This window comes from Nostoc commune NIES-4072 (genome assembly GCF_003113895.1).
In the GTDB taxonomy this organism is placed as follows: Bacteria; Cyanobacteriota; Cyanobacteriia; order Cyanobacteriales; family Nostocaceae; genus Nostoc; species Nostoc commune.
The window spans coordinates 4,318,513-4,342,629 of record NZ_BDUD01000001.1; the positions used below are offsets into that span (position 1 = coordinate 4,318,513).

The following is a 24,117-nucleotide window of genomic DNA, read 5'->3' on the forward strand; positions in this document are numbered from 1 at the left end:
TAAAACCCATTGTAGAGACGCGATTCATCGCGTCTCTCCAAATCGCGTCTCTCCAAATCGCGTCTCCTCTCCAAATCGCGTCTCCTCTCCAAATCGCGTCTCCTCTCCAAATCGCGTCTCCCCAGTTGTCGGAATTCTCCTCTACCGCAAACACGTCATCACCAAACAACCATACATTCCCCAACTGATTCGCAGTTTTGAACAAGCTGGTTTAACTCCGTTACCCATCTTCATCAACGGCGTAGAAGGACATGTGGCGGTACGAGATTTAATGACAACCGACCATGAAATTCAGCAACGACAACTAGGCAATATAGAAACTCCCTCACTATCTAGTGAAGCAGTAAAAGTGGATGCGATCGTTTCCACAATCGGCTTTCCTCTCGTGGGTGGCCCGGCTGGTTCAATGGAAGCTGGGCGTCAGGTGGAAGTTGCAAAGCGCATCCTCACTGCCAAAAATGTACCTTATATTGTTGCTGCACCACTATTAATTCAAGATATTTCCTCGTGGACGCGCCAAGGTGTAGGCGGATTACAAAGTGTGGTGTTGTACGCATTACCAGAATTAGATGGGGCTATTGATACCGTTCCCCTTGGTGGTTTGGTGGGCGAAAATATTTATCTGGTTCCCGAACGGGTGCAGCGATTGATTGGTAGGGTAAAAACTTGGGTGTCTTTGCGGCAAAAACCTGCATCGGAACGCAAGATTGCGATCGTTTTATATGGCTTTCCTCCTGGCTATGGTGCTGTGGGTACAGCTGCATTATTAAATGTGCCGCGTAGTTTGCTGAAGTTTCTCCATGCACTCAAAGAACAAGGTTACACCGTTGGGGATTTACCGGAAGATGGCGAAGAATTGATTCGCTGGGTGAAAGAAGCAGATAAAATTGATGATACAAAAAATATCCCCGCGTCTGTTAACGCCCGTACTCTAGAAAAATGGTTGGGATATCTGCAAACTTCCCGCATTGAAAAACAATGGAAATCTCTCACGGGGACTGGTATTAAAACTTATGGTGACGAATTCCAGATTGGCGGTGTGCAATTAGGAAATGTCTGGATAGGTGTACAACCACCTTTGGGTATACAAGGCGACCCGATGCGCTTAATGTTTGAACGAGATTTAACACCACATCCGCAATATGCTGCTTATTATAAATGGTTGCAAAATGAGTTTCAAGCTGATGCTCTAGTTCACTTTGGGATGCATGGTACGGTGGAATGGTTGCCTGGTTCTCCGTTAGGGAATACGGGTTATTCTTGGTCGGATATTCTGTTAGGAAATTTGCCTAATCTATATATATATGCGGCGAACAATCCGTCTGAATCGATGTTGGCGAAACGTCGCGGTTATGGTGTGTTAATTTCTCATAATGTACCACCTTATGGGCGGGCAGATTTGTATAAGGAATTGGTGGCGTTGCGTGATTTGATTGCGGAGTATCGTGAAGATCCGCAAAAGAATTATGTTTTGAAGGAAGGGATTTGCAAAAAAATTGTGGACTCTGGGTTGGATGCAGATTGTCCGTTTGAGGATGCTAAACGGTTGGGGATTGCGTTTACGCCGGAGAATGTTCGGATGTTTAGCGGTCATGCTTTTGATGATTATTTAGTGGAGTTGTATGAATATTTGCAGGTTTTAGAAAATCGGTTGTTTTCTTCTGGGTTGCATACTTTGGGGGAAGCACCGAATGAGGAGGAGTTGGGGGCGTATTTGGAGGCTTATTTTGGGGACGAACCGCCTTCGCGCAGCGTCTCGGAGAGAAGACGCCAAGAGCGCCAAGAAGAAGAAAGATTAATAAGGGATTTGTTGATGCAATCTACGGATGAGTTAACGAATTTGTTAAGGGGGTTGAATGGGGAGTATATTCCGCCTGCGCCTGGTGGGGATTTGTTACGGGATGGGGCTGGTGTTTTACCTACGGGGAGGAATATTCATGCTTTAGATCCTTATCGGATGCCTTCACCTGCTGCGTATGAACGGGGACGGGAAATTGGTCAAAAAATTATCGCCCAGCATTTGGATGAATATGGGAAGTATCCAGAAACGGTGGCGGTGATGCTTTGGGGATTGGATGCGATTAAAACTAAGGGTGAATCTTTGGGGATTCTTTTGGAATTGGTGGGGGCTGAACCTGTTAAGGAAGGAACTGGTAGAATTGTTCGTTATGAATTGAAGCCGTTGGCTGAGGTTGGACATCCCCGCATTGATGTGTTGGGTAATTTGTCTGGAATTTTCCGGGATAGTTTTGTAAATATCATCGAATTGTTGGATGATTTATTTCAACGGGCGGCTGATGCTGATGAACCGGATGATCAAAATTTTATTAGAAGACACGCTTTAGCTTTGAAAGCCCAAGGTGTAGAGAATGCATCGGCGAGATTGTTTTCTAATCCGGCGGGTGATTTTGGTTCTTTGGTGAACGATCGCGTGGTTGATGGTAACTGGGAATCTGGTGAGGAGTTGGGGAATACTTGGCAAAGTCGCAATGTATTCAGCTATGGAAGAGAAGATAAAGGTCAAGCTAGACCGGAAGTGTTGAATACATTGTTAAAAACTAGCGATCGCATTGTTCAAGAAATCGATTCGGTAGAATATGGTTTAACTGATATTCAAGAATATTACGCCAATACTGGCGGTTTGAAAAAGGCGGCAGAAAAACAAGGCGGTAAAAAAGTTACAACCAGCTTTGTAGAAAGTTTCTCGAAGGATACTACACCCCGCAATTTAGATGATTTGCTGCGAATGGAGTACCGCACTAAGTTGGTAAATCCCAAATGGGCGCAAGCGATGGCGAATCAAGGTTCTGGTGGTGCTTTTGAAATTTCCCAACGAATGACGGCGTTGATTGGTTGGGGTGGTACTGCCGATTTTACCGATGATTGGGTTTATGACCAAGCGGCTGATACTTATGCTTTAGATGCAGAGATGGCGGATAAATTGCGTAAAGCAAATCCTGAAGCTTTTCGCAATATTTTAGGGAGAATGTTGGAGGCGCATGGGCGGGGTTTCTGGGAAGCTGATAGTGATAAGTTAGACAAATTGCGTCAGTTATATGAGTTGACAGATGAGGATTTGGAGGGTGTGACGGTTTAAGAAATAGATGCGTTAAAGCTTATTAACGCATCACTGTTAAAATGAAAATAAAGAGAATAATGATTAATAAAAATTATGGAAAATTCTTTTACTGCTGTATATGAAAAGATAGATAATTGGTATATTGGCTATGTTCAAGAGTTACCTGGTGCAAATATCCAAGAGAGAACTCTGGAAGAAGCTAGAGAAAGCCTACGGGAAGCGATAGAGTTAATTTTAATATCAAATCGGGAACTCGCAGAGCAACAACTCTCCGGCAAAGATGTCCTTCGTGAACAGATTACTGTCAAATTGTGAAAAGACGCGAATTGATTCGCCATTTGGAAAAGAACGGCTGTTTGTTTCTTCGAGAGGGTGGAAGGCATACAATTTATTACAATCCATCAAACAACAGAACCTCGGCAGTTCCAAGACATACTGAGATTGTTGATATTTTAGCTATTAAGATTTGCAAAGATTTGGATATTTCCCCACCCTAGTGTTCTAGTGGTATGGCACAGCTAAAATAGTGCAATAGAAAAATTGAGTTATGTTTATAAAATACTGATATTTCTAAGATTTGTACCAATACCTAAACATAAATTACCAAAAATTTATAGTATAGCTTCTCGCAAAGGAAAGATTGTTCTGGGATTTATATCTAAGTAAGTTATGAAGATAACTTTTGTGTTCTAGTTTAGAATATACCAAACACTCTCACTCTCATCGCTTTTGGATAAAATATGATATCTTTTTTCAATCAATTCTAGAATTTTTGGAAACTTTTCTTGAATCAGAGCGTGATATTTATTAGTAATAAATATATAAGGAGGCTTGGATGAATCTAACTCCTCTAGAAGTTGTGGCCATTGATCAGGTAGAAATAATTCAAGTGACCATGCATTTAGTGATGTTGCTTGAGTACGACCAGAGAAATAATAAATAGACGGATCGCCAGCAACGAAAATTGCACCAGGTAAACTTCCTGGTTGAGAGAGAAAGCCAATCTCTGAACGAAGTAATTTATAATCTCCTCTAAATACAGTCTGATATTTAAATCGTGTATCTTCAGTTAAAGCAAAATTATTCTTAACTAAAGCGATACTCTTAACTTGAAAATTCCATAATAAAGGTGATAAAAACAACAATGACAACAAAATTTTAATTATTGGTGAGCTTAATTCATTGAAACGCTCCCATAATATATCTAAACCTTTAGTTGCTAAAATACCTGTAGGTACAAATAAGAGTAGATAATGATATATCCAAAGTGACCTAATTTGGATAAAAATAACACCCAGCCCAAAAACAAACCAAACAACCAATAACAAGGTTAATAAGTTTTTATTCTTACGCAATGATACATTTACTGCAACAATAGCCATTACAATTAAAGTGATAAAATTCTTTAAAAACCATAGATTTCCAGAAATTAACCTAGACTTATTTAATTTGCCATTAGCAACCACCTGACTTGGATATACAAAAAATGTCTTATATACAATTGCTAAACTATCCACTGAGGCAAAATAGATAATAATAAATAAAATAGGAAAGATAATTCCTAGAAAAATTGGTAGGCAAATTTCAAGAACTATTTTTTTAGCTTTTTGCTGTTTTATCAATATGGAATGAAGCAAAGCAGTTAGCCAAAAACAAAATATTATGGGCAAAAATATTAATTTAAATATTAGGACAATTCCACCCGTGAAGCCTGAGAGTAAAAGTTGAATAAATCTCTGCTTTCCTTCATGGTTAAAAGATTGATGAGTTAACCAAAGGCATAAAAATAAAGGAAAACTAACTAGTCCCTCTACTTGAGTAAATTGCTTATGATATGAAACAATGTAGTAAACACCAACCGTTAATAAAGGTACTAAGCTTGCTACTATCTGATGCCGAAAATAAGTTTTTAGAGTTAGCTGCAATGTAATAGAGAAAAGCATCATGTAAATAAATTCAAAGATATGGATGCCAATATCATTAAAACCAAATAAACTTCCTGCTAAATAATAAAAGTAATAAATTCCAGGTTGCTTTAGATCCCAAAAATCCCGATAGAGTACCTTTCCTTGTTGCATCTCTAAAGCACCTGTTGTAAATAGTGCTTGATCTCCTGCAAATGGAAAAGGCAAATTTATCAAACCAATTATCAGAACACAAATTAAAACTAAAAAGTCAATTTTATTTAATTTAGGAAGATTAATCATGAAAATTTACTCCTATTGAATGAATATAATATTGTCAAGCCAATTCATAGCTCTAAATATTGTAAAAGGGATTGGGAATTAGGGATTGGGGACTGGGTGTAAAATCGAATAATTATGGTGAAGGCTTTACCCATCACTAAATTTTAAAAAACTTTTCCCAGTATCCAGTACCAAAACGGCGTTTATTCCGACGCTCGTTCCTTGATAACCCAACGCTATCGCTAACGCTACACTATCGCCGCAACGAGTTGATTTATGTAAAAGGTATTATCTCAGACAACAAGCAAAAGCAATGTCTACGACGGGCTACGCCTACGCTCTTACGCTTGAGGCTGTAAAAATTTAAACCTTTGCAGCTAATATTACTTCATGTATAAGAAAGGCTTAAGTTTTTCTTGCAAATGTATAAGTCGTTGCTGCAAACGCTTAATACTTTGCAACAAATGCTTCTCCATGTATAAGAAAGGCTTAAGTTTTTCTTGCAAATGTATAAGTCGTTGCTGCAATTGTTTAATACTTTGCAACAAATGTTCTTCCATGTATAAGAAAGGCTTAAGTCATTGCAGCAATTATTGTAACGAGCTTATGAATCTATTTAATACCTGGAATAAAATATAGTATAAGTGAAATTAACTAAACTTTTAAAAATGTAATTGCAACTGATTTGCTATATTTGCCCATGACAATCAGAAACATTTTGGTATAAAACAGTACTAATAATTTATTAGCAGAGATGCATTATGGCACGTCGTAAAAGAAATTCCACCGTTTTAGAACGAGCCGATCGCCGGATTGAAAGTTTACAATCTATCAGTGCACAACTTGACTTTGGCCAAGGATTGACTATACAAGCTTACACCATAACAATTAACAATCTTCGCTCTAAGCTTGCTGCCTACAACACTGCATTATCTACCATTGACAAACTTACAGATGACGTGAATAACGCAGAAAAGGCTGTAATAGCGATGTCAGAAAAAATGTTACTAGGAGTTGGCAGTCGTTACGGTAAAACCAGCCCAGAATACGCGATGGCGGGTGGTGCTAGACGAGGTAATACCAAGAAGAAGCGAAGCGTACTAGACAATTCCAAAGTCACCAATTCTTTAGCAGCTGATTCTGTTAAGCTTTCTTCTGCAAATGGATCTATGAATGGGGTATCGGGTGCGATCGTGAGTTGAGTATTGTAGAGTGTGTTAGAACGGAGTTCGTAACGCACTATGAACACGAGTTTGATGCCGTACTCTCCGTGCTAACACATCCTACGTATATTTTCTCCAAATCAAACCGGATTCCTATATGAATGGGGTATCGGGTGCGATCGTGAGTTGAGTAAAATCTAATAGACATCTGGTGAAAATGATTGTAGAGACGTTGCATTGCAACGTCTCTACAAGGGTTTCAGGTAACGCATAATTAATTTCTGGAGATGTCTAATAGGGTTTAGTCATACATTAAACCAATTCGCAATGGGCTAACGCCCCGCTCCGCTAACGCAATGACGCTCGTTCCTCGCTAACGCAATTCGCAATTACGTTTTGTGACGGGGATTTAGACCCCGACACAAAACGTGCTGCCTATCTTGCTGGGGACTTAAACCCCCAAAGTTCGTTAAAGGTTTTTTCTTTGCCCTTTCCCCTTCTCCTTTTCCCCAAAACCCGACAAGTATTGCGTACCCTCCTATTCCTGTTTCTTCAAGTGCTGCACAAACGCATTATGTTCCGGTGACTTCAACCCCGCTTGCACCACCTCCAACACTTGCACCATCTGATTGTTTAACAGCGCCTCCACCGCTAACCATAAACCCGGAAACACCTGAGAGCGAATAATTCCATCTGCACCAGGAGATAGCAATCGATAGTCGCCATCAATTAGGTAAAACCATTCAATTTTATTCTCGTAAGATTGCCAGATTACGTACTCCAACACCCCATTACGGCGATAAACTTGCTTTTTGCTGCCAGTATCGATCGCAACGCTACTTGCTGCAATTTCAACAATCAATTCGGGAGATCCCTCAATGTAACCGTCGCTGCTCAAACGGGTTTGTCCGCCTGAGTCTGGTTCAATAAACAACGCTGCATCTGGCTGGGGTTCATTGTCTAAATCTAGTCTGACTGTTGCGGCATCACTCAAATCAACGCCAGGAGTCAGTGATTGGTAAACACCTAACCAAGTTATGACCCGACTGTGGGGTTTGCCATGTTGTTCATGTCTTAAGGGAGATGCCACGTAAACAATTCCTTCAATCAGTTCTGCTTTCTTGATATGGGGTGCAGCCGCATAACGCCGTTCAAATTCAGGGCGAGTTAGGCGATCGCCACTTTCAAGCGGAGGCAGATGTTTCTGGGCTGAGTACTCTCTAACCATTTGCCAATCCTTGGAGTTGCCGGATATTTCTGACTTTAGCAAACCTCAGTTATCACTTAGGATTTATTGATTTAATTGAATTCACGTAATGTTAATTGTCATTGTGTGTTTGACTGTGCGATCGCTTACTCGCCCAAGTTGAGCATCGCCAACAATTGATGCTCCACAACAGAGTCCAACTAGCTATGATTAGCTAAGTGGGATGTTAGATACATCTACGGCAATACCATTTAGTTAGCAGTCTTTATCAACTGCTTACACTCGCACCCATAAAAATTAATTTGATCCACTTTCTATCCCCTGCTCTCTATTGTGATAAGCATTGGCTAAAAGTACTCTAAATAAGTACGGGGTGCAAAAAATACAAAAAATTCTTCAAGGATTAAGATTAAGGATACGGCTATGGCAACCGAACAGTTAACTAGAGACAGTGATAATCTAGATTTAAATCAGCTACTAAGAACGCTGAATGCTGTTAAACAGGGTGATTTCTCTGCTCGGATGCCTATAGACCATACTGGTGTGGCAGGGAAAATAGCTGATACGCTCAATGAGATTATTTACCAGAATGAGCGGATGGCGGCTGAACTACAACGCATTGGTAATGTTGTCGGCAAAGAAGGCAAAATTGCCGATCGCGCCTCTCTCGGAGATGTTCAAGGTTCTTGGTCAGATTGTGTTACTTCTGTCAATACTCTAATTACAGATTTAGTTCAACCAACAGCTGAAACTACTCGGGTAATTCGGTCAGTCGCCAATGGTGACTTATCCCAAACGATCGCTACAGAAATTGATGGCAGACCTCTGCAAGGTGAGTTTCTCCAAACTGCTAATATCGTCAATACGATGGTAGAACGGCTCGGTTCCTTTGCATCGGAAGTTACAAGGGTGGCGCGGGAAGTGGGAACCGAAGGTAAGTTGGGTGTTCAAGCCGAAGTGCAAGGTGTGGCTGGCACTTGGAAAGATTTGACTGATAACGTTAACTTGATGGCGGGTAATCTCACCGGACAAGTTCGCAATATTGCCGAAGTTGCAACTGCGATCGCAAATGGTGACTTATCCAAAAAAATCACTGTCGATGTCAAAGGCGAAATTCTAGAACTAAAAAACACCGTCAACACGATGGTGGATCAGCTTAATTCTTTTGCTAGTGAAGTAACAAGAGTTGCGCGTGAGGTGGGAACTGAAGGGAAGTTGGGTGTACAAGCCGAAGTTAAAGGAGTGGCAGGGACTTGGAAGGATCTCACAGACAACGTTAACTTAATGGCAGGGAATTTAACAGCCCAAGTTCGTAACATTGCGGAAGTGACAACGGCGGTAGCAAATGGCGACCTTTCTAAGAAAATCACTGTTGATGTCAAAGGCGAAATTTTAGAGTTGAAAAACACCGTTAACATCATGGTGGATCAACTTAATTCCTTTGCATCGGAAGTAACAAGAGTTGCGCGTGAAGTGGGTGCAGAAGGAAAATTAGGCGGTCAAGCAGAAGTTCGCGGGGTAGCGGGTACGTGGAAAGACCTTACCGATAGTGTGAATTTCATGGCGGGAAGCTTGACGGCACAGGTGCGGAATATTGCGGAAGTGACAACGGCGGTAGCCAATGGCGACTTATCTAAGAAAATCACCGTTGATGTCAAAGGTGAAATTCTGGAACTTAAGAACACCATCAACACAATGGTGGATCAACTTAATTCCTTTGCATCAGAAGTAACAAGAGTTGCGCGTGAGGTGGGAACTGAAGGGAAGTTAGGCGTACAAGCAGAAGTCCGGGGAGTTGCAGGGACTTGGAAAGATTTAACTGATAACGTTAACTTAATGGCGGGTAATCTCACCGGACAGGTGCGAAATATTGCCGAAGTTGCCACTGCGATCGCAAATGGCGATCTATCTAAAAAAATCACCGTTGATGTTAGAGGTGAAATTTTTGAACTGAAGAACACCATCAATATAATGGTGGATCAACTCAGTTCCTTTGCATCGGAAGTTACGAGGGTTGCTCGTGAAGTAGGCAGTGAAGGTAAACTAGGTGTGCAAGCCGATGTGCGCGGCGTGGCTGGAACCTGGAAAGATTTAACTGACAGCGTAAACTTCATGGCGGGAAGTTTAACGGCACAGGTGCGGAACATTGCCGAAGTAACAACGGCGGTTGCAACAGGCGACTTATCCAAGAAAATTACTGTCGATGTCAAAGGTGAAATTCTGGAGTTGAAAAATACCATTAACACAATGGTGGATCAACTCAATTCCTTTGCATCAGAAGTAACACGGGTTGCCCGTGAGGTAGGAAGTGAAGGTAAATTAGGTGTGCAAGCAGAAGTGCGCGGCGTGGCGGGTACGTGGAAAGATTTAACCGACAGCGTAAACTTCATGGCGGGAAGTTTAACGGCACAGGTGCGGAATATTGCCGAAGTAACTACGGCGGTTGCAACAGGCGACTTATCCAAGAAAATCACTGTCGATGTCAAAGGTGAAATTCTGGAACTCAAAAACACCATTAATACAATGGTGGATCAACTCAGTTCCTTTGCAAGTGAAGTGACGCGAGTTGCGCGTGAGGTGGGAACTGAAGGTAAATTGGGTGTACAAGCGGAAGTAAAAGACGTTGCTGGTACTTGGAAAGATTTAACTGACAGCGTGAACTTCATGGCGGGAAGTTTGACGGCACAGGTGCGGAACATTGCCGAAGTGACAACTGCGATCGCCAATGGCGACTTATCCAAGAAAATTACTGTTGCTGTCAAAGGCGAAATTTTGGAACTCAAGAATACCATCAATATAATGGTGGATCAACTTAATTCCTTTGCAAGTGAAGTAACGCGGGTGGCGCGGGAAGTGGGAAGCGAAGGTAAATTAGGTGTGCAAGCAGATGTGCGCGGTGTAGCTGGAACTTGGAAGGATCTCACCGACAGCGTGAACTTCATGGCGGGAAGCTTAACGGCACAGGTGCGAAACATTGCCGCCGTTACCACAGCTGTAGCTAATGGCGACTTATCTAAGAAAATCTCCGTTGATGTCAAAGGTGAAATTTTAGAGTTGAAAAACACTGTTAACACAATGGTGGATCAACTCAACTCCTTTGCAAGTGAAGTTACAAGAGTTGCCCGTGAAGTGGGAACTGAAGGTAAGCTGGGTGTACAAGCAGAAGTTAAAGGTGTAGCCGGCACTTGGAAGGATTTAACCGACAGCGTAAACTTCATGGCGGGAAGTTTAACAGCACAGGTGCGGAACATTGCCGAAGTTACGACAGCCGTCGCAAACGGCGACCTTTCCAAGAAAATCACTGTTGATGTGAAAGGTGAAATTCAGGAGCTTAAAAACACCATTAATACAATGGTGGATCAACTCAATTCTTTTGCATCAGAAGTTACCAGGGTTGCCCGTGAGGTGGGAACGGAAGGTAAATTGGGTGTACAAGCCTACGTCAGAGGAGTTGCAGGAACTTGGAAAGATTTAACAGATAACGTTAACTCGATGGCGGGGAACCTCACTGGACAAGTTCGCAACATTGCGGAAGTTACCAAAGCGGTAGCGAATGGCGACTTATCTAAGAAAATTACCGTCGATGCCAAAGGCGAAATTTTAGATTTGAAGAACACCACCAATACAATGGTGGATCAACTCAGTTCCTTTGCTAGTGAAGTAACGCGGGTGGCGCGGGAAGTGGGAACTGAAGGGAAGTTGGGCGGACAAGCGCAAGTCCAAGGTGTTGCAGGAACTTGGAAGGATTTAACAGATAATGTTAACTCGATGGCGGGTAACTTAACGGCACAAGTGCGCGGTATTGCCAGAGTTGTAACGGCAGTTGCTAACGGTGACTTGAAACGGAAACTGATGCTAGATGCTAAGGGAGAAATCGAAACCTTGGCAGAGACAATCAACGAGATGATTGATACTCTAGCGACATTTGCCAATCAGGTAACTACAGTAGCGCGGGAAGTGGGAATTGAAGGGAAGTTAGGCGGACAAGCTAGAGTCCCTGGTGCGGCTGGAACTTGGAAAGATTTGACGGATAATGTAAATGAACTTGCTGCTACACTGACAACTCAATTAAGAGCGATCGCAGAAGTTGCTACAGCTGTAACTAAAGGTGATTTAACTCGTTCAATTGCCGTCGAAGCATTAGGGGAAGTAGCCATACTCAAAGACAACATCAACCAGATGATTGCTAATCTGCGCGAGACAACGCAGAAAAATACTGAGCAAGACTGGTTGAAAACTAACCTCGCCAAGTTTACCCGAATGCTGCAAGGTCAGCGCGACTTGGAAACCGTATCTAAACTAATTCTCTCAGAACTAGCACCCTTAGTAGGAGCGCAACACGGCGTATTCTTCCTGATGGAGTCTGGGGAAAATACACCGTTTTTAAAACTAATTAGTAGCTACGCTTACCGCGAACGCAGACATTTGGCTAACCGCTTTTATTTGGGTGAAGGTTTGGTAGGACAATGCGCTTTAGAAAAAGAGCGAATACTGCTAACGGATGTGCCAAGTGATTATGTCAGAATTGCCTCTGGTTTAGGAGAAGCGGCTCCACTTAATGCCGTGGTGTTACCTGTACTCTTTGAAGGACAGGTGACAGCAGTCATAGAATTAGCATCCTTCCGGCGCTTTAGCGAAATTCATCTAACATTCTTCGACCAACTTACCGAAAGTATAGCGATCGTCCTCAACACGATCGCAGCATCCATGCGAACTGAAGAATTACTCAAGCAGTCGCAATCTTTAGCCGAAGAACTCCAAACCCAGCAAAATGAACTCCGGGAAACCAACAAGCGCTTAGAACAACAAGCCCAATCACTCAAAACCTCAGAAGATTTACTCAAAGGACAACAAGAGGAACTGCAACAAACCAACGCTGAGTTAGAAGAAAAGGCAGAGTTGTTGGCGATGCAAAAGAAAGAAGTCGAGCGCAAAAATCGGGAAATTGAACAAGCAAGACTTTCTTTGGAAGATAAGGCTGAACAACTCGCTCTTTCTTCAAAATACAAATCAGAGTTTCTTGCTAATATGTCTCATGAACTGCGGACACCGCTAAACAGCTTGTTGATTTTGGCGAAGTTGTTGTCAGATAACATTGATCGCAACCTCAGTGCCAAGCAAGTTGAATACAGCCAAACAATTTACTCAGCAGGTACTGATTTGTTGGCGTTAATCAATGACATTCTCGATCTCGCCAAAATTGAATCTGGAACTATGTCGATTGACATGACCCAAATGCCATTAACAGAATTGGGCGATCAGATTGAGCGCACCTTCCGACAAATTGCTCAGAGCAAAGGACTTGCTTTCACAATTGAATTGACTCCCGAATTGCCCACAACCATCTATACAGATGTCAAACGCTTACAACAGGTGTTAAAAAATCTTCTCTCCAATGCTTTTAAATTTACAGAAAAAGGAGAGGTACGCTTACAGATTGCGGTGGCGAAGCAGGGATGGAGCAAAGACCAGGAAATTTTAAATCGCGCCCAGATTGTCATCGCCTTCTCAGTCAGCGATACAGGCATTGGCATTGCCCCCGAAAAGCAGAAAGTGATTTTTGAGGCATTTCAGCAAGCCGATGGCTCTACCAGTCGGAGATACGGCGGTACCGGATTGGGCTTATCAATTAGCCGTGAAATTGCCCGTCTCTTTGGCGGCGAAATTAAACTAATCAGTCAACCCGGTCAAGGTAGCACATTTACGTTCTACTTCCCCCAATTGAGTCCTGAGTTCCGAGTGCTGAGTCCTGAGTCAACATCAACACAATCTAGTAGAGACACGATTAATCGCGTTACCTACTCCCCACTCCCTATTCCCCGCTCCCCACTCCCCACTCCTCCCTCAGCACTAATTAATGACGATCGCGCTGTTATTGAAAGAGGTGATCGCGTGTTACTAATTGTTGAGGATGACGTTAATTTTGCGCGTATCCTGCTAGAGATGTCACAACAGCAAGGATTCAAGGTGATCACTGCCCAAACAGGCAGTACAGGTTTGATGTTAGCGCAGCAATTCCTACCTTCAGCCATTTTGCTAGATATCAGGTTGCCAGAAATGGATGGTTGGACGGTATTAGATCGTCTCAAGCATGACCCGAATACCCGTCACATTCCTGTACATATCATGACCGTTGAGGAAGGAAGACAGCGCGGTTTGCAACTAGGAGCGATCGCATATCTGCAAAAGCCTTTAACCAGCGAGACAATATCCGAAGCGTTAGCCAAAATTAAAGGTTTTGTTGAGCGCCAGGTGAAAAATTTGTTGGTAGTCGAAGACGACGACACTCAACGGCTTAGTATTGTTGAGTTGATTGGCAACAGTGATGTTTGTACCACTGCTGTGGGCACTGGTGCAGCAGCTTTAGAAGCCATTCGTTCCCAGCATTTTGATTGCCTCGTTCTCGATTTAGGGCTACCTGACATGACTGGCTTTGAACTTATCGAGCAGATAAAGCTTCTGCCTCACGGTAAAACTTTACCAATTATTGTCTACACAGGTAGAGAAATTAGCAAAGCTCAAGAAACGGAACTCAGACGAATTGCCGAAACAATCATCATTAAAGATGTGCGATCGCCCGAACGTCTCCTTGATGAAACAGCATTATTTTTACATCGAGTCCAAGCAAATTTACCTGAACCCAAGCGACAAATACTTGAACAACTGCATTCCATAGACTACTTACTCGCTGGCAAAAAAGCCCTAATTGTAGACGACGATGTGCGTAATATCTTTGCGCTGACAAGTATGCTGGAGCGTTATCAAATACAGGTTTTATACGCTGAAAACGGCAGGGAGGGGATTACCCTGTTGGAAACTACACCAGATATTGATGTGGTTTTGATGGACGTAATGATGCCAGAAATGGATGGTTACGAAACAACCCGCATAATCCGCGAAAACGAGCAATTTAAATCTTTGCCGATTATTGCACTGACTGCTAAAGCCATGCAAGGCGATCGTGAAAAGTGTATTGAAGCTGGCGCATCAGACTACATCACAAAACCCGTAGATACTGAACAACTGCTTTCACTATTGCGTGTTTGGCTATACCGTTGATCATAGTAGGGGGCAGGGGGCAGGGGAAGAAAAAAGCTTATCTCCACCGCACCCAGCCCTCAACCTCCGCAATTGAAATTCTTAATCCCCAACAAATTCGGATTTTAAAAGCTAAATCTCCCAAACTACCCAAGCTGCTAACAGTTGGTTGGGTACTATAAGAATCCGGTTTGATTTGGAGAAAATATACGTAGGATGTGTTAGCACGGAGAGTACGGCATCAAACTCGTGTTCATAGTGCGTTACGAACTCCGTTCTAACACACTCTACAATACTTAATTTCGTTCAAAAATCAAATAGTAATCCTATAGGTTGCGTGAACAAGTTATACCAATTCTCCAAAATGAGGCAACAGATGTAAATCAGGAAAGTCTTGCTGCGCCTAAGTTTCTAAATTGCAAATGGGCGAAAAAGCGAACTGTGAATTGGTATTACCCCTACCGGATAGAGAAACTTATACCGCGTGGCAATATTGAGCGAAATAAGTTACTAGCTACAATAAGCCAGATTGCTTAATCCGGGAGTATTTACAAAGTCAGTATTAGCTATCCAACCATTACCGGATAACTCTCCAGGGAAACTTCTGGCAAGGTCGATTTCTACCCAAATATAATTTTCAGATTTGTATGACTTAACTATATTACCTGTAACCAAGTTCACAAATACGATTGTGTTGGCATTAAGTGTTGTAATAAAAGCCCCTTTTATACTTGGTTGACCACGTAGAGTTACAGGTTGTACAATTCGCCGACATGCACTGCCAATAGTAGGTTTACTCATGATGTTATTCGTCTGACAAAACTTCAGCACAGCAGTTTGAATAAACCCTGAAGTCGGAGATTTAATTCTGACAAATCTATCTCCACTAGCTGGTATATATGCTAAAACAATGTTCGTTTTTGCCGGCAATATTCTGATAGCGCTGGATGATGTTGAAGGTTCTTTGAAAACTACAGTATCTACTTTAGTTGCACGACAACTCGACTGTGAAGAATTGGAGGGAGTCTGCGCGATTTGAGCAAATACAGGTATACCCAGAGCAAACGTAGCAATCTTTACTAGAGTAAAAATATACAATAACTTGTGAAATTCCACGTTTTTTCCTCAATACCACTTACGAAAAACTGTACATTAAATTCGGAACTTATAAACTCTGAGATTAAGTAAAACAGGTGGGAAAAACCAAACTATGTTAATAAAAGTAAAGTGGACTAAGGTGTGAAAATCTGCCCAAACTAAATACTGATTTGAAAATGTATTTTATAAAACATAACGCTTATTGGTAATTAAAGATAAATGTCTTCCTCACAAATTCCTCAAACTGTTTTGCTATAAACATAAACATAGGGCGAAAGCCTTTAATAAATTTAAAATTCACAAGTTACTAAACATAGTTGAGGGATTAGTCATTTTTGACAATCCAGCATTTGGACACCAGAAACCGTAAAGACCATTTACCAATGAAATCGGAGGTCTATTATGATGTTTAAAAAGATTCTAGTTGCATTAGATCGGTCGGAAATAGGGCAACAGGTTTTTGAAGAAGCCTTGGGTTTAGCAAAGTTAACACAAGCTAGCTTAATGCTAGTGCATGTCCTATCTCCTGAAGAAGAGGGTAGTCCTTACGTACCTACGCTGTCTAATTTTGACTACTATCCAGGTTTGAGCAGTCAAAACTTTGAGTTATATCAAAAGCAGTGGGATACCTTTAAAAATCTGGGAATCCAGATGTTGCAATCTTTCTGCGCCCAAGCTAACGCAGCAGGTATAACTACGGAATTTACACAAAATATTGGTAATCCTGGTCGCATCATTTGTGATTTTGCTCATAGTTATGGCGCTGACCTAATTGTGATGGGGCGTCGAGGTCGTTCTGGGCTGATGGAACTATTTCTCGGTAGTGTAAGTAATTATGTTCTTCACCATGCTCCTTGTACAGTACATGTTGTACATCTTTCAGTTGCTTCTAAAACACATGAAGTTGTCAAAGAAACTACTAGTAATATTGCATAAATCTGAGCGAGCCAAACTCTAAATTTGGTTTATTCTCGCCTACTTACTTCCTCCAATCTCCACAACCGATCCTTAACGGCACGGTATTGGGCTAAAATTAAACGTAGACATCGCTTTTTCAGTGAAAAAGAAAAAGTCTGCTACCCAAAATTAGGGTTGAGAACGAAAAGTGGATCTATGGAAGAAGATACTATCAAGATCACTGGTTTTCATGCTCATGTTTACTTCGACCCCGCCAGTCGGGATATAGCTGCGCGTGTACGTGAAGGATTGGGCGCTAGGTTTAACGTGCAACTCGGACGCTGGTTTGACAAGCCCATCGGGCCCCACCCAAAAGGAATGTATCAAGTTGCTTTCTTACCGAATCAGTTTGATAAAGTTGTTCCCTGGTTAATGCTTAATCGTGAGGGATTGGATATTCTCGTCCACCCTGAGACAGGCGATGCTGTGGCTGACCACACAGTTAATTCTTTATGGTTAGGAGAAAAGCTAGATTTGAATATTGAATTTCTTCGACGGCTTAATTCGACTTTATCTAATTAAAATAATTAACTTACTTTATTGGGTAAAAGTTCTAAAATGCGGCGTAGAACTTTTTCTGTTAATCCATGTTATGGAACATTAAACTGATTAGCGTTGAACAAAATTTAAATTATAAATTATCTTGACTTTAATATTTAGTCAATCGGCACTTGCTTGAGTAAAGCTATCCACATATCGGATGGATCTGAGTAATAATCTACTTCCTCAACTTGATATTGATAAGATTCACAACCTTCTTGTAAAATAATGCGATCGCAGGGTTTAATCCTTGTCCCGCTTCCAGTCATATACCCGATTGTTCCTTCATTGAGGCGCTCAAATACGTAGTCGCTTCCAGAAACTAGTTGGCTATAATCGTGTACTTTATACTTCTGTTTTAATTCGTTTGCTGGAAAGTTAACTAGGGCTAACTTACTTAAAAAACTAAAACTTAAGTTCATACTTGTCCTGATCAAAGACATAAGTGAGTTTTCCCAAGAAGAAATCTATAACAAAGAGTTCTGAACTCTAGGTGAATCTCAATTCCTTTCAATCACCAATCCAGAATGAACAGGTGAATTTAGTTAGGAATCAATCGCATTAACAGCTAGAAAACCAATACATCACCCAATGTCTAATTAGAGGTTGCTGAAAAAGTCATAAAAAAGCAATTTCAAGGGTTGACCAGTTATTCAAGCATAAACAGAGATAGCTTTATGTTATCTATAGCTAACTAGAAGATAATTTCCAATTATGTCATACTGGGAAAAAGGTCTATTTTTGAAAAATAGACATAAAAAAGCATAAAAAACCCGCGACAGGTGAGTAGAAAGATTCATCACTAAAAAAGTAATAGCAATTGCAGTTTCAGAAGTGTGGGAAAGTTTCGCCATCACTCGATTGAGACTAAATCTTCTTTTAGCTTGCCCAAATTTTCCTTCAATACAATTACGAATTCTCTCGGATTCTAAATCTTGTTTCTTTTTTTCTTTACTAACATTGGCTGGTGGTCTTCCCAAAGGAGGACCACTCATGACAATACCTCTTTCTTTACACCAAGCGCGATTCTCCCTTGTGCGATAAATTTTATCTACATGAACGGATTCTGGATAATAACCTGTGAAGTTTTTAAAAGCTTCCACTTGTGATTTTAAGTCTCCTGATTCATTAAAATTATCCCAACTAATATGGTCTAAAAATACATATCCATCAAAATAGCTAGCTGATAATTTTGCCCCAAATTCCACGGCTTTTCCAGCCTTACCCCGGACAATCGGACGGATATGTGGTTGGCTTAAACTAACGATTCGGTCATCAATACTCTGTTTTTTATTTTCATACAACCATAGTTGTTGACGATAAACCTCTACAACTACAAGCAACATTTTATATTGTCTAGTACTTAGTTGTTCTAGAGTCGCGCCTGATATGATTAGCTGGTCAATATGGGATAAGTTTCTTTTGATATATTGAAGCTGCTTTTTAATCGCTTTTCTCCTATCTTTTGGCGATACACGACGCTTTTTAGCGACTTTTAAGTAGTCAATTCTTGCTATATCCCGATAAGTTCTTGGCTTTTTCTCTAATGTACCTTTTATCTGTTCATAAAGAAGGTCTATTATTGTTTCTGTATGTTTTCTTGCTTGATTTAATAGCTCTAAATCTGTGGGATAGCTGATGTCTGCTGGCGCACAAGTCGCATCTAATATTAATTTCCCCCGATTTTTTGGCTTGTTATCTTCTTTTTTTAATTCTTCTGTTTTTTTTTCAGTTGATTCAGTTGCTAAAGTCGAAGATGTTGCCTCTATCATCCTCTTGACCGTTTCTTGATTTATTTTGTTTACTAAGTCTGCACTAATTCTTTCACGAAAATGGACTAACATCGATGCATCAAATGGAGCTTCATTAATATACGATGACATCCCTATAAAGTACTGTAGATAAGGATTCTCCTTGATTTGTTCTACTGTCTCTCTATCACTTATTCCTAGTTTTTCTTTGATTATTAATGCCCCTAATGCCATCCGAAACGACTTTGCTGGCGCTCCCATCTCTACAGAGAATCCGGATGAATATTCCTCTTCAAATTCTGCCCAGGGTATTAAATTCGCCAGCATAATCCAACGATTATCTGATGACAACTTCCCTTCAAACGGAAGTCCAAAATTTTCTGGTGAGACTGGAGGTTGATCCTCTTTTCGGTACATGGTTATAAACAGCACATTTTGGTACTGATGGTCACGGTGATGCAAGGATTTTGGGCTATTCTACCCTCAAGTCTTGCACTTGAATATACTTCTTTGGTCTGAAAATCTCAGAGTGTCAGCTTTTCTTTCTTTTTCAGCAACCCCTAATTAAGTGCCTGCACCCACAAGTAGCTCGTTGACAAGGTACTTAGAAAAATAATTCTAAATTAGAAGGGATAATTTTCAATTAAGTTTTCTTAAATCTTAATTATTAGCTATTAATATTTAATTTTTACGCAATGATATCTTTTGCTCAATAACCCTTTCAAATCATTCATGATTTTGCATATATCAGATAAAATTTAACTATTGATTATTTTATACCTTAAATTTTGAGCATTATTATAATCATATTATCCAGTATAAGATTAGAGGTCTATAGCAGTTCTTTAGTAATTAACCACTTAAATTTACATTACTATAAACCACAGCTTCAACTGTAAAACCACCGAATTATTTTACAAATCTGGTTTAGATAAGAGGATTTTTTACTGAACTAAATAATAATTATTTTATAAATATTTTATATTCTGAGAATGTATTCTATGTAGATTTTTTAATATAAATAGTATTTAGTCCCTAGTTGTGGTTTTTAGAGCTACATCTACTTGCTTCAGTAGTACTTCTAGGGTGGAAGAGTTATCTAAAACTACATCTGCATGAGCCACTTTTTCTTCGATAGATAATTGGCTGTTGATCCTGGCTTGCGCCTGTTCTCTATTTAAATGGTTTCGTTGTATCAATCTTTGTAACTGTTGCTCTTGTGAACAACGCACTACCCAAATTTCTGTAACTAAATCAGTCATGCCAGCTTCAAATAATAGAGGTACTACTAATACCAGTGTTTGTGAGGAAGATCGGGCGATCGCTTCCTCAAACCGATCGCGCACATCAGGATGAATCAAATTGTCTATCCAGTTGCGTTCATCTTGACGATTAAAGATAATTTCGCCTAGCTTTTGGCGGTTGAGGCTGCCATCTGGTAGTAAAATTTGTTTGCCGTAACGCCCTGCGATCGCACCAAGAATAGGTGAACCTAAAGATACTGCCTCTCTAGCATAAATATCTGCATCCAGAATTGGCAGGTTATAAGCGCTAGCTAAATAATTAGTGACAGTGGTTTTGCCTGTAGCAATACCGCCAGTTAAGCCGATTATACGTTTTGTCATTAGTCATTAGTCATTAGTTATTCTCCCCCTGCCCCCTGCTTCTCATCTAATAATTTGTCGCCCATGTTATCAATGCTTGGGTTAAACCATCTAAAGTATATTCTTGTGCTTCTACATCCACACGCTTGAATAAAAAATGACAGGTTTTGGAGGTTTGAGGCCCGATAGAGGCAATACAAACGCCTTCTAAGAATTGACTAGGATCAGAGTTGTTGGAAAATATCTTGTTAGTAAGTTGACAGAAAAATTGCACAGTTTTAGAACTGGCAAAAGTAATTACATCTATCTTGCGGTTTTGAAGAGCTAGCTGTGCCTCTGGTGGAATACCACTCGGACAACAAGATTGATATGCGGCAACTTCTATCACCTTTGCTCCCTTGAGAGTTAATTCTTTAACTAAAATTTCTCTGCCGCCGCTTTCAACTCTGGGAAATAAAACCTTTTTACCATGCAGATCCTCTGGAAAATTTTCCACTAAAGAATCGGCAATAAAATTGGGGGGAATAAAATCTGCTTGGAGAGAGTGTTGTTTTAGACAATAGGCTGTTTTCTCACCAACGACGGCAATTTTAACGCCTGCTAAGGCACGGCTATCTTTACCTTGGGCGTTTAGCCTTTCAAAAAAGTAGTCTATGGCATTGGTAGAAGTGAGAATTAACCAGTCGAAGTCAGATAAATGAGCGATCGCATTATCCAAAGCTTCCCAACAGGAGGGCGGGCCGATTTCTAAGGTAGGCATTTCGATTACTGTTGCCCCTAATGCGATGAGGCGATCGCTAAATTGGCTCGATTGTCCAACTGAACGTGTCACTAAGATTGTTTTGCCACTGAGAGGAAGACTAGATGAGGGGAAGTTACTTAACATAGGTTGGGGTATAAAAATACTCTCGTTCACAGCCGGAACCTGGGAACACTTTTCTCCAGGCTCCTGCTTGATAATTTCGTCTAAATATATATTCTCAGGTTGTAAGTACTTCCGTAGCACAACAACTTCGCCAATAACAATTACTGCTGGAGAAAGAGATAATTCGGTGGTTTGTTCTACAATATTGCCCAGTTGTGCTGTCCAAATTTGTTGGCGAGGAGTTCCTGCCCAGCGAATGATAGCAATGGGTGTTAAGTGCGATCGCCCGTGTCGCACCAGTTGATGTACAATTTCTGGCAGATGTTGCCCTCCCATCAAAATTACCAATGTCTCTAGGCGTGAGAGTGCCTCCCAGTCTAAAACTTCTGGTTCATGAGCTGTAAGTACTGCAAAAGTGCGACTCAACACCGGATCTGTAAGGGGAATTCCTGCTAACAAAGGCGCTGCAAGGGCTGAGGAAATTCCTGGTACTAGTTCAAAATCACAACCAGATGCTTTGAGCGCTTCAATTTCGGAAGTACAACGCCCAAAAATCAACGGATCGCCTGATTTGAGTCGTACAACTTGTTTTCCTTGCTGGCAATGCTTTACCAGTAACTTGTTAATCTCAGCTTGGGTTGTACTAGGTTTCCCACCGCGTTTCCCGACATCCAACTTCAAGCAATCAGGCGGTACGCACTGCAATAATTGAGCATCTACCAGAGCATCGTAGACTAAAACCTGAGCAACAGCTAAGAGATTGTAAGCTTTTACTGTCAGGTATGCCACATCTCCAGGCCCAGCACCTACAAGATAGACTTTACCCTTTTCTTGAGTCATGGGCATTGGGCATTGGGCATTGGGCATTGGGCATGGGGAAGAGGTAGAGGTAGAGGGGCAGAGGAGATATGTTTTAGAATACAACTTGGTGTCAACATAATTTTATGACTCTTTGATACTCATTAAACCAATTCGCAATTCGCAATGGGCTAACGCCCCGCTCCGCTAACGCAATTCGCAATTACGTTTTGTGACGGGGATTTAGACCCCGACACAAAACGTGCTGCCTATCTTGCTGGGGACTTAAACCCCCAAAGTTCGTTAATAAGGTTCAGAACTCGGTTAATCAGTCTTTGATACTCGCAAAGGAGTCTTTAATAGGACTTACGCAAAAATTGCTAAAAAGCTTAATTTCTCGAACCGCCAAGACGCCAAGAGCGCCGAGAATTCGTAGAGTGTGCGTAAGTCCTATTTAATACTCGCAAAAACAGATCAGAACTCCACTCCTCTGCTGCGATGCCCCATGCCCAATGCCCAATTCCCATTATTCAATTCGTTCGGATATTCATTTTTTGGATTAGCAGATCAACTTGCTCAACCATCTCTTTGTTTTCCTCAGCTTGGAATAACTCTCTGGCTTTTTTGAGATTAACGATCGCTTCTTCTAGCTGTTGTTCTCTTCCCAAAGTTATCCCCAAATTATAGTAAGTGAATGCATCGTTGGGTACAAGGCTAATGGCTTTTTTGTAATGTGCGATCGCTTCTTGTGGTTTACCTTGATCATCCATTGCATTTCCCAAACCCGTGTAAGCTTGTGCATGTTTGGGATCGAGGCGAATCGCTTCGCTATAGCCGGCGATTGCTTCTGTTAGCTTGCCTTGAGCGTAAAAAGCACTTGCTAAATTATAGTGAGCGTCTGCATAGTTGGGATCGAAGCTGAGGGCTTTTTGGTAATGTGCGATCGCTTCTTCTAGTTTCCCTTGAGCATACAGAGTATTTCCCAAGGCGTTGTAACCTGCGGGATTTTTTGGATCGAGGCGAATGGCTGCTGTATATTCGGCGATTGCTTCTGTTGGCTTTCCTTGAGCATATAAGGCGTTCCCTAAGTAATAGTGAGCGTCTGCATACTTGGGATCAAAGCTAATGGATTTTTTGTACTGAGTAATTGCTTCTGCTAACTCACCTTGATCGTACAGAGCATTTCCCAGACGGGTGTAAGTTGGCGCATAATTGGGTTTGAGGCGAATAGCTGCTGTATATTCGGTGACTGCTTCTGTTAGCTTGCCTTGAGCGTAGAGAGCATTGCCTAAGTTATAGTGAGCGTCTGCATAGTTGGCATCAAGGCTGATAGCTTGTTTATATTGTGCGATCGCAGGTTCTAATTGATTGAGTCTTGCTAAAGTCAAACCTAAATTAAAGTATGCTCCAGGGTTTTTAGCATCGAGGCTAATGGCTTTTTTGTAATGTGCGATCGCTTCTTGTGGTTTACCTTGATCGTCGAGAGTATTTGCTAAAGCAATATAAGCTTGGGCAAAGTTGGGTTCTAATTCAATTGCTTTCCGAAAAGCCGCCTCTGCTCCTTTGAAATCTCCTTGTTTATAGAGATTGGTTCCTTGCTCGAAGTTAGCAACTGCGTTTTTGCTCTGAGGAACTACAGACTGTGCATCATGATTTTTTGATAAAACAACGCCAACATTTTTACCAAAGGCACTATTCCCATTAATCAAACACAACCAGATAATAGCTGCTACCAGGACATTCTTGTTTTTCAGCATTTTAATTACTTTACCTGCTTGGTTTACCGAAAAATTGGGTCTAAAGCCTCCCCTTTCTAGGGGTATCTTTGGCG

General features: G+C 41.2%; 15 protein-coding genes (1 of these 15 only partly in view). 7 read left to right on the forward strand and 8 right to left on the reverse strand.

Translation table 11 applies throughout. The annotated features are described in order from the left end of the window. The 3 genes from bchH to CDC33_RS19030 all read left to right on the forward strand — a co-directional run. On the forward strand, positions 1-3,097 hold the 3' portion of the coding sequence (gene bchH, locus CDC33_RS19020) for a magnesium chelatase subunit H (protein ID WP_109009809.1). Its footprint begins 665 nt before the window's first position; only the last 3,097 of its 3,762 coding nucleotides appear in the window; its start codon lies beyond the left edge, outside the window; its stop codon occupies positions 3,095-3,097. Between the two features lie 75 nt (positions 3,098-3,172). Then, entirely contained in the window at positions 3,173-3,394 is a 222-nt protein-coding gene (locus CDC33_RS19025; protein WP_109009811.1) for a type II toxin-antitoxin system HicB family antitoxin, read from the forward strand. Then, the gene (locus CDC33_RS19030) at positions 3,391-3,576 is read left to right on the forward strand and encodes a type II toxin-antitoxin system HicA family toxin (RefSeq protein ID WP_109009812.1); all 186 of its coding nucleotides are present in this window, start codon (positions 3,391-3,393) and stop codon (positions 3,574-3,576) included. The genes CDC33_RS19025 and CDC33_RS19030 overlap by 4 nt, the downstream gene beginning before the upstream one ends. 192 nt (positions 3,577-3,768) lie before the next feature. Here the strand turns inward: CDC33_RS19030 and CDC33_RS19035 are convergent, their stop codons facing one another. Continuing rightward, positions 3,769-5,286, reverse strand: a complete 1,518-nt coding sequence (locus CDC33_RS19035; RefSeq protein ID WP_109009813.1) for a glycosyltransferase family protein — start codon at positions 5,284-5,286, stop codon at positions 3,769-3,771. Positions 5,287-6,026: 740 nt separating this feature from the next. Here CDC33_RS19035 and CDC33_RS19040 point away from each other — a divergent pair. Further along, a complete protein-coding gene (locus CDC33_RS19040; protein ID WP_109009814.1) occupies positions 6,027-6,467 on the forward strand; it encodes a hypothetical protein in 441 nt (146 codons plus the stop codon). 499 nt (positions 6,468-6,966) lie between these two features. Here CDC33_RS19040 and CDC33_RS19045 read toward each other — a convergent pair whose 3' ends face one another. After that, entirely contained in the window at positions 6,967-7,656 is a 690-nt protein-coding gene (locus CDC33_RS19045) for a Uma2 family endonuclease (RefSeq protein WP_109009815.1), read from the reverse strand. A 402-nt stretch (positions 7,657-8,058) separates the two neighbouring features. On the opposite strand from CDC33_RS19045, the gene CDC33_RS19050 reads away from it, so the two are divergent. Continuing rightward, positions 8,059-14,694, forward strand: a complete 6,636-nt coding sequence (locus CDC33_RS19050) for a HAMP domain-containing protein (RefSeq protein ID WP_109009816.1) — start codon at positions 8,059-8,061, stop codon at positions 14,692-14,694. 489 nt (positions 14,695-15,183) lie between these two features. Here the strand turns inward: CDC33_RS19050 and CDC33_RS19055 are convergent, their stop codons facing one another. Continuing rightward, on the reverse strand, positions 15,184-15,789 hold the full coding sequence (locus CDC33_RS19055) for a hypothetical protein (protein ID WP_109009817.1): 606 nt from the start codon (positions 15,787-15,789) through the stop codon (positions 15,184-15,186). 387 nt (positions 15,790-16,176) lie between these two features. Between CDC33_RS19055 and CDC33_RS19060 the strand changes: the two genes are divergently transcribed. After that, complete coding sequence (locus CDC33_RS19060; protein ID WP_109009819.1) at positions 16,177-16,707, forward strand: universal stress protein; 531 nt, start codon at positions 16,177-16,179, stop codon at positions 16,705-16,707. A gap of 177 nt (positions 16,708-16,884) precedes the next feature. Beyond that, complete coding sequence (locus CDC33_RS19065; protein WP_109009821.1) at positions 16,885-17,250, forward strand: DOPA 4,5-dioxygenase family protein; 366 nt, start codon at positions 16,885-16,887, stop codon at positions 17,248-17,250. 134 nt (positions 17,251-17,384) lie between these two features. On the opposite strand, the gene CDC33_RS19070 is transcribed toward CDC33_RS19065, so the two are convergent. The 5 genes from CDC33_RS19070 to CDC33_RS19090 form a co-directional block, all read right to left on the reverse strand. Beyond that, positions 17,385-17,711 carry a hypothetical protein gene (locus CDC33_RS19070; protein ID WP_109009823.1) on the reverse strand — a complete coding sequence of 109 codons (327 nt, stop codon included), beginning with the start codon at positions 17,709-17,711 and terminating at the stop codon, positions 17,385-17,387. A gap of 237 nt (positions 17,712-17,948) precedes the next feature. Further along, the gene (locus CDC33_RS19075; protein ID WP_109009825.1) at positions 17,949-19,436 is read right to left on the reverse strand and encodes an IS5 family transposase; all 1,488 of its coding nucleotides are present in this window, start codon (positions 19,434-19,436) and stop codon (positions 17,949-17,951) included. Positions 19,437-20,047: 611 nt separating this feature from the next. Further along, entirely contained in the window at positions 20,048-20,644 is a 597-nt protein-coding gene (coaE, locus tag CDC33_RS19080; protein ID WP_109009827.1) for a dephospho-CoA kinase, read from the reverse strand. Positions 20,645-20,690: 46 nt separating this feature from the next. Beyond that, positions 20,691-22,328, reverse strand: coding sequence for a uroporphyrinogen-III C-methyltransferase (gene cobA / locus CDC33_RS19085; protein WP_109009829.1), 1,638 nt, complete (start codon positions 22,326-22,328; stop codon positions 20,691-20,693). Positions 22,329-22,816: 488 nt separating this feature from the next. Then, positions 22,817-24,043 carry a tetratricopeptide repeat protein gene (locus tag CDC33_RS19090; protein WP_109009831.1) on the reverse strand — a complete coding sequence of 409 codons (1,227 nt, stop codon included), beginning with the start codon at positions 24,041-24,043 and terminating at the stop codon, positions 22,817-22,819. Positions 24,044-24,117: the final 74 nt, after the last annotated feature.

Bases quoted from the DNA above. Each gene is read 5' to 3' on its own strand.
- CDC33_RS19025 (WP_109009811.1), top strand. From the start codon at position 3,173: ATGGAAAATTCTTTTACTGCTGTATATGAAAAGATAGATAATTGGTAT.
- CDC33_RS19035 (WP_109009813.1), bottom strand. From the start codon at position 5,286: ATGATTAATCTTCCTAAATTAAATAAAATTGACTTTTTAGTTTTAATT.
- CDC33_RS19040 (WP_109009814.1), top strand. From the start codon at position 6,027: ATGGCACGTCGTAAAAGAAATTCCACCGTTTTAGAACGAGCCGATCGC.
- CDC33_RS19045 (WP_109009815.1), bottom strand. From the start codon at position 7,656: ATGGTTAGAGAGTACTCAGCCCAGAAACATCTGCCTCCGCTTGAAAGT.
- CDC33_RS19050 (WP_109009816.1), top strand. From the start codon at position 8,059: ATGGCAACCGAACAGTTAACTAGAGACAGTGATAATCTAGATTTAAAT.
- CDC33_RS19060 (WP_109009819.1), top strand. From the start codon at position 16,177: ATGTTTAAAAAGATTCTAGTTGCATTAGATCGGTCGGAAATAGGGCAA.
- CDC33_RS19065 (WP_109009821.1), top strand. From the start codon at position 16,885: ATGGAAGAAGATACTATCAAGATCACTGGTTTTCATGCTCATGTTTAC.
- CDC33_RS19070 (WP_109009823.1), bottom strand. From the start codon at position 17,711: ATGTCTTTGATCAGGACAAGTATGAACTTAAGTTTTAGTTTTTTAAGT.
- CDC33_RS19075 (WP_109009825.1), bottom strand. From the start codon at position 19,436: ATGTACCGAAAAGAGGATCAACCTCCAGTCTCACCAGAAAATTTTGGA.
- coaE (WP_109009827.1), bottom strand. From the start codon at position 20,644: ATGACAAAACGTATAATCGGCTTAACTGGCGGTATTGCTACAGGCAAA.
- cobA (WP_109009829.1), bottom strand. From the start codon at position 22,328: ATGACTCAAGAAAAGGGTAAAGTCTATCTTGTAGGTGCTGGGCCTGGA.
- CDC33_RS19090 (WP_109009831.1), bottom strand. From the start codon at position 24,043: ATGCTGAAAAACAAGAATGTCCTGGTAGCAGCTATTATCTGGTTGTGT.